The organism is Methanospirillum sp. (assembly GCF_028679455.1).
Lineage (GTDB): Archaea > Halobacteriota > Methanomicrobia > Methanomicrobiales > Methanospirillaceae > Methanospirillum.
In genome coordinates, this window is the sequence record NZ_JAJRBM010000230.1 from 1 (window position 1) to 6,463 (window position 6,463).

At 48.5% G+C, this 6,463-nt stretch carries 8 protein-coding genes; 4 read left to right on the forward strand and 4 right to left on the reverse strand.

All coding sequences use genetic code 11. The features are described from left to right. Positions 1-576: sensor histidine kinase KdpD (locus LUQ50_RS07575; RefSeq protein WP_300038607.1), on the forward strand; the 576-nt coding region annotated here is incomplete at its 5' end. Between the two features lie 10 nt (positions 577-586). Here LUQ50_RS07575 and LUQ50_RS07580 read toward each other — a convergent pair. From LUQ50_RS07580 to LUQ50_RS07595, 4 genes are all read right to left on the reverse strand, one after another. Next, entirely contained in the window at positions 587-1,531 is a 945-nt protein-coding gene (locus LUQ50_RS07580) for an ornithine cyclodeaminase family protein (protein ID WP_300038610.1), read from the reverse strand. 59 nt (positions 1,532-1,590) lie between these two features. Then, positions 1,591-2,256, reverse strand: a complete 666-nt coding sequence (locus tag LUQ50_RS07585; RefSeq protein ID WP_300038613.1) for a VTT domain-containing protein — start codon at positions 2,254-2,256, stop codon at positions 1,591-1,593. Between the two features lie 115 nt (positions 2,257-2,371). Continuing rightward, on the reverse strand, positions 2,372-3,556 hold the full coding sequence (locus tag LUQ50_RS07590; RefSeq protein ID WP_300038616.1) for a DUF362 domain-containing protein: 1,185 nt from the start codon (positions 3,554-3,556) through the stop codon (positions 2,372-2,374). 13 nt (positions 3,557-3,569) lie between these two features. Beyond that, positions 3,570-4,394, reverse strand: coding sequence for an RNA-binding protein (locus tag LUQ50_RS07595; protein ID WP_300038619.1), 825 nt, complete (start codon positions 4,392-4,394; stop codon positions 3,570-3,572). A gap of 397 nt (positions 4,395-4,791) precedes the next feature. Here LUQ50_RS07595 and LUQ50_RS07600 point away from each other — a divergent pair, with 397 nt between their 5' ends. The 3 genes from LUQ50_RS07600 to LUQ50_RS07610 form a co-directional block, all read left to right on the forward strand. Continuing rightward, the gene (locus LUQ50_RS07600; protein ID WP_300038622.1) at positions 4,792-5,715 is read left to right on the forward strand and encodes an AEC family transporter; all 924 of its coding nucleotides are present in this window, start codon (positions 4,792-4,794) and stop codon (positions 5,713-5,715) included. Positions 5,716-5,839: 124 nt separating this feature from the next. Further along, positions 5,840-6,169 (forward strand): nucleotidyltransferase family protein, encoded by a 330-nt coding sequence (locus LUQ50_RS07605; RefSeq protein ID WP_300038626.1) that lies wholly within the window; start codon positions 5,840-5,842, stop codon positions 6,167-6,169. Next, a partial coding sequence (locus tag LUQ50_RS07610) for a HepT-like ribonuclease domain-containing protein (RefSeq protein WP_300038629.1) occupies positions 6,166-6,463 on the forward strand: 298 nt, incomplete at its 3' end. The genes LUQ50_RS07605 and LUQ50_RS07610, both read left to right, overlap by 4 nt.

Consider the following 6,463-nt stretch of genomic DNA (forward strand, 5'->3'; position numbering starts at 1 on the left):
CTCTCCGGGTATCTGGAGATATCTGAGGATCTCACCGACAGCGAGGAACTTCTTGGGTTAATCGAGAAAGAAAAGAAGACTGCAGATACGATCCACCGGCAGATCCTCTTTACCCGTGACTACCAGACCATTGGTGTCCAGTCACCGATATGGCAGGATCTTGAAGCAACTATCTCACGTGCAGCAAGTTTGTTTGATACGGGTTCAGTCAGTATCTCGATCGATCTAGGTAATCTTGAGATATTTGCAGATCCCCTGCTTGAAAAAGTCTTCTTCAACCTGATTGACAACTCCCTGCGGTACGGCAGAAATCTCTCCCTGATCTCGTTTGTACTTGAAGATCTGGATGGAGGGAAAGTCCTGGTCTGCAGTGACAATGGCGGGGGTATTCCCCCGGAAGAGAAGGAGAACATCTTCAACCGGAAATATTTCAATAATACCGGGTTCGGACTCTTTCTCTCCCGGGAGATTCTCTCGATCACCAGCCTTTCTATCAGCGAAACCGGAGTATATGGAACCGGTGCCCGATTTGAGATCGGGATACCTGCTGGTGGTATCCGGTTCAGTACCGGTTAGGGATCCGGGATTAAAAACCGTGTTCGTATGGAAGTTCGATAAACGATCCTTTCTGCAATGCTACTGATGCTGCCGCTAGATCAGTGATTGCAATTCCAGTCGAGTCAAAGATAGTAACTGACTCTGGATCACTCCTTCCGATTTTGCCTATCAGTACTTCTCCCAGAGTACCGGTGATATCTTCTGCTGAAAGCAGACCGTCACGGATCGGTACATTCACCTCTCCTGAATGAACTGCCTGCTTGCGATCATCAACGAAGATCTGTGAGCGGGTCAACAGGTTTGGATCTAATTCCTGTTTCCCTGGTGCATCCGCTCCGATGGCATTGATATGGGTTCCGTCAGCAATCCATTCGTCTTTGATGAGCGATTTTGTGGAAGGGGTGGCGGTCAGCAGCACTGTTGCATCTGAAGCCTGCTCAAGGTTGGTCACGGTGATATTCAGATCCGGGAATTTCTCAGTAAATCTGGTTGCAGTCTTTTCATTCCGTGACCAGACTTTGACCGATTCAACCTGAAAAACCTCGCTGATGGCCAACAGTCCTGATAGTGCCTGTCGTCCTGCCCCGATGATCCCGAGTGTTCCGGTTTTCTCACTGGAGAGCACCTCAGTGGCAACTGCTGCAGCAGCCCCGGTTCGGAGGTCAGTCAGAGCGGTTGCGTTCAGGATTGCAACTGGCTTTCCGGAGGGGGGATCGAGAAGGATTATCATCCCCATCACGGTAGGAAGTCCCTTTGTACGGTTATCCGGATGCACATTTACTACCTTGACTCCGGCAATCCGTAGTCCCGGAAGGTAGGAAGGCATGGTCCTGAAGTCACCACCGGGAAGTGTGACATAACTTTTTGGGGGCATCTCACAGCTCCCGTTTCCATGATCTATGAATGCCTCCCTGACTGCTTCGATCAGATGAGGCATCATAATGGCAGATTCAGGAGCTGGATAATACCGCATGGTATGAGATCATGAGTGAGAGATCAAAAAAGTTACGAAAAGGGGTATGGTAATGAGCGCTACTTCATCCGGCAGGTGATGCAGTTCTTGAAAAATCTGATGATCTCAACGATGATGGACCCGACTGCCCCGAGAGAGATCACGATGATGATGAGAGCGACGAGTGACATGTTCTCTTTGATGACCGGAATGGTACCCAGAAAGTACCCGGCCAACATAAAGGAACTTACCCAGAACACACCGCCACAGATATCGAAAGGTAGGAATTTTTTATACTCCATTGCTCCCATTCCGGCAATAAACGGGGTAAATGTCCGGACAAAGGGGGCGAACCTGGCTATGATGATGGTGAGCGGCCCGTACTTTTCGAAGTATTCATGGGTTTTGTCAAGATGCTCCTGCTTAATCATCGGCAGGTTCAGATCAAGAATTTTCTTACCGACAAATCTTCCGATAAAGTAATTCATGTTATCCCCGAGGATAGCTGCGGCAACGATCAGGACCCACAGAACCTGGATGTTCAGCCCGCCGACTGCAGCGACGGTCCCGGCAATGAAGAGAAGTGAATCACCGGGAAGAAACGGTGTGACTACAAGGCCAGTCTCACAGAAGATGATGGCAAAGAGGATGGCATAGATGAGATCCCCGTACGAGGCGACCATTGATGGCAGATATTTATCAAGATGGATGAATAGGTCTATTAACCCGGGTATTGTTTCCAACATGTGGTAATTCGTTACCTACGACGGATGAAATAACTTGTGTACTGAAGGACGTTCCATGTCTCTTCAGGTACCAGACACCTGCATTGCTCCTCTCTTTTTCCTGGGGAATACCGGGTTATCTGATGAATGGCCGCAATATGCGGTAAAGCAATCCGGGCTGGAGCCTGATTGCATGGGAGTCACACATCTCATGACAGCAATAGCATCTGATGCAGGTATCGACATCAAACCCGGGATACCCATTATTAATCGTGATAGCACTTACCGGACAGATCCGCTCACACTTAAGACAGCGGATGCAGTTCTTTTTGATGAGGTTCGGATGAAGGGTATATGATCCCGCTAACCGGTGAAGAACAGGTCGAAGAAGGGTGCGAATCCATGAACTGCTATCTCCCGGGAGTTGGGTCTCTGGCTTCTTGATCCCGGGGTTTGCAAGTTCCTCAACCGCCACCCCCCGTATTTCCACCATACTCTCATCAACCAACCCACGTTCTGCTGCTTCCTTGATGCTCCCGATGGAAATCGGATCAAATCCGATAAGCCTGGCTGCAATGATATCTAGGGCCAGGTAATCCGGACTTGCGAGTATGGCCCCGAGCCTGATCGGTGTTCCCGCCATCGGACCGTCCCCTTCCATGATGTCAACTGCATCCATGATCTGGAGCACTGGTTTAATGCAGCGGTTCAGATCAAGGAGCATCTTTCCGAATGAATCGGCATCCTGGAGCCTGGCATGATATGGCGGTTTGTCAAGTCCAGGGATTGCACCGAACATATTCTTGGTAGCTCCGGTCATGCCGGTGTAGATATGGGTCTTTAATTTGGAGACGACCACAACTGCATCAGCGTTGAGGATCGGGGTGATAATCTCAAACTGCTTAACAAAAAAACCCTCGGGAAATGATACTGCCCGTGACGAGGTGTCTTCGTTCAGGGTGACACCCGGCAGAGTTCCGATCCCGGTGTAATGAGCAAGTTCATATGCCTTGATCAGGTTTTTTGGTTTATACGGAATTCCTGCACCTGGACTGTCTGCAACGGTTATTGTACAGCCAAGGCCGGTGATGATCTGGCATACGGCCTTCAGTACTGCCGGATGGGTACATACTGCTTTTGCGGGATCGGCTCCCATCAGGATATTTGGCTTTACAAGGACATGCATCCCCGGTTTCAGGTATCTACTGATCCCGCCTGTCAGGTCGATTGCTTCCCTGACTGCCTGATGGATCTGGTCTTCATCATAATCATCACACCTGACCAGCCCGACCGGTATCTTCTTCACTTCTTCGTGAATCATCTTCAATAGTTCATTATTCTTTCTTTCCTGCCCGTGATGCCATGTACTTGAGATAACTCATTCTCTCGTCTTCCTGAGTTTCAGGTGAATCATGCTTCGGTTCGCGGTCAGGTTTCGGTACTGATCTTGATTTCTTTGAACCCTGGTAGGGATGTGGGTTCTTCGGTGGTTTTTCCTTCATCTTCTTCGGTTTTGTCTCACCGGATCTACGGTCTGGTTCACTCCTGTTTCCCTGATACGTGGTTTTCTTTCCCTGACCTGATGGTGGCGAGTTCTTCCCTTTTGGTTGATCCTGACCCTCTCGTACCTGCTTTACGGGCCCAGTTGTTTGAGGATCCCGTCCTGAAGGTACAGTTTTCTGGGTTTTCTTAGCAGCGGCTGGAGCTGCATACTGGCCGATACGAACTGCTGTTTTCTCTGATTTCTGTTCTGGTTTCTTTGATTTTTTGAACTCATCGGTTACGTCGATGAGATGATGAGCCTGCTCTGCAGGCTGGATGGAAACTTCTGCCCGGGGTCGCCGGTCTGAATTTTCTCTCCGGTCAGGTTTTCGTCCTGATCTGCGGGATTCAGTTGGGATAGAGGCCCATTTCCTGGTCTCTGATTGTTTTGACGGTACGCCATCGATGAGCAGTCTTCTTCCCTGGAATACCGATTCACTCAGGGTATCTTTTATCTTTTGGGCCTGTCCAGGAGTTCCCATCTCAATGAATCCATACCCTTTCCCTGGCATCACTTTTACACTGATGAGATTGCCATACGGTGCGAACAATGCCCGTAACTGATCTTCAGTGACCGAATAATGCAGATTTCCGATGAATAGTTTATTCTTGTTCATGTGATCAGAGCACTTATTTTGTTTCTGCGTTATGATAGGTTCAGATGTGAAATGATTCAATTCAAAGCCTTCGCATCCTGATTTAGTATGATGCATGAGGCCTGGATACTACGTATGCATTGACTGCTGATGATATGAGGTTACCTTCCCGGTACCTGGCGGGATGAATATCAGAAGAATAACCGCGATCATGGTCTATCAGATACTCCTCACGGCCCAATATCATACATGTTTCGGTTTTATGAAAAGGTTTTACCCTGCGTGGATAGAAATCTGTGAATATTGCTGGTTTGCTAAGTTCAGACTCGGCTCTCCCATCGCCCTGATTCATGAGTCCGGGAAGGATATCCTGACAGAGTGGTGAGTTGGAATTCTCCGGTCTTAAATGTGATCACTTATGGATCTCCTCCCGATTATTGAGAGTATTCTCACCCTGTTCATCCTGATCGCAGTGGGGTATCTGGCATACCGTACCGGGGTGATTACTCGTGCAGGGGTATCCGGACTTTCAGCTTTGCTGGTAAACATCGCACTGCCCTGCCTGATCATCGAGAGTATGCAGGTTCCGGTTACTCCGGACCGGATTCATGAGATCACCGTCATCTTCATGATTGAACTTGTGGTGTATGCGATCTCATTTCTCGTCGCCTTTCTGGTCCCATATCTGATATCAGGGTCACGGTTTGAGTCCGGAGTCTTCAGGTTCATGCTCATCTTCTCAAATCTTGGGTTTATGGGGTATCCTGTCTGCCAGACTCTGTTCGGTGATGAGTCACTCTTCTATGTAACACTCATCAACATCCCGTTCGGTCTGCTGGTCTTTACTATCGGTGTCTTTCTGCTGCGGCCTGACCTTGCCAGGAATCCTGATCTAAAGCGGATATTATCCCCCGGACTTATAGCCTCCCTTGTAGGTCTGTTATTCTTCTTCACTGGTATTACTATTCCATCCCCGATCTCTGATTCTATCTCCCTTCTTGGTTCGGTCACGACCCCGCTTGCGATGATCGTGATAGGGGCCCTGCTGGCACCACTCCCACTCAGTTCGATGGTAGGTGATTTCCGGATCTGGGTGATTTCTGCCTTCCGACTTGTGATCATTCCAATTGTCCTGCTTCTCCTGCTCCGTCCGTTTGTATCTGACCCACTCCTCCTCAGTGTGCCGGTCATCCTTGCTGCAATGCCGGTGGCCGCAAATACGGTTCTGCTTGCAGAGGAGTACGGGGTGAATGCTGAGATTGCATCTAAAGGGGTGTTTATCTCAACGATCCTTTCACTGGCAACGATACCCGGGGTTGCGCTACTGCTCGGGGCAGGGTAATACCGGATAGTGATGCCCTGACTCCTGTGATTTTTGTCTTCTATCGGTTTCTTTATCCGTTAAGAAAGGGAGGATAGTATAGTGTCAGTCATCTTACGATTGATTCACATCAAGGTGTGATTTGATGACAACAAGAACAATATCAGTTCCTGTGTTTGATCAGGGAGATCACCGGTTACTTGTGGCTCAAAAACGTGAAGAGATCCTTCAGATTGGATCCCGATATGGGGTGTACAATATCAGATTATGTGGTTCTGTCTCGAGAGGTACAGATACTTCGCATAGTGACATCGATTTTCTCGTTTCGATGAAGGAAGGGAGAACACTTCTTGATCTCGGCTCCTTTCAGATGGATCTGAAAGCTCTTTTAGGATGTGATGTGGATGTCATGACTGATGGAGGTCTAAAGAAAAGGTTGAAAGAGCGTGTTCTTAAGGATGCAGTTCTCCTATGAGGATGGAAAAGGATCTGATATTGGATGTTCTCGATGCGATAGAAGCAATTGAGAGATATGCCTCCCGTGGGAAGGAGAGTTTCGAATCTGATGAACTGGTTCAGGTCTGGATTCTGTATCATCTGCAGATCATTGGGGAAGCATCGCGTGCAATGTCTAAAGAGGTCCATGATGCTGATCCAACTATTCCTTGGAAAGGGATAATCGGTATGAGAAATATTCTCGTTCACCAATACTCTTCCGTTGAACCATCGCTCATATGGGAGATGGTTGTGACAGATATTCCTGTTCTTA

Bases quoted from the DNA above. Each gene is read 5' to 3' on its own strand.
- LUQ50_RS07580 (WP_300038610.1), bottom strand. From the start codon at position 1,531: ATGCGGTATTATCCAGCTCCTGAATCTGCCATTATGATGCCTCATCTG.
- LUQ50_RS07585 (WP_300038613.1), bottom strand. From the start codon at position 2,256: ATGTTGGAAACAATACCCGGGTTAATAGACCTATTCATCCATCTTGAT.
- LUQ50_RS07590 (WP_300038616.1), bottom strand. From the start codon at position 3,556: ATGATTCACGAAGAAGTGAAGAAGATACCGGTCGGGCTGGTCAGGTGT.
- LUQ50_RS07595 (WP_300038619.1), bottom strand. From the start codon at position 4,394: ATGAACAAGAATAAACTATTCATCGGAAATCTGCATTATTCGGTCACT.
- LUQ50_RS07600 (WP_300038622.1), top strand. From the start codon at position 4,792: ATGGATCTCCTCCCGATTATTGAGAGTATTCTCACCCTGTTCATCCTG.
- LUQ50_RS07605 (WP_300038626.1), top strand. From the start codon at position 5,840: ATGACAACAAGAACAATATCAGTTCCTGTGTTTGATCAGGGAGATCAC.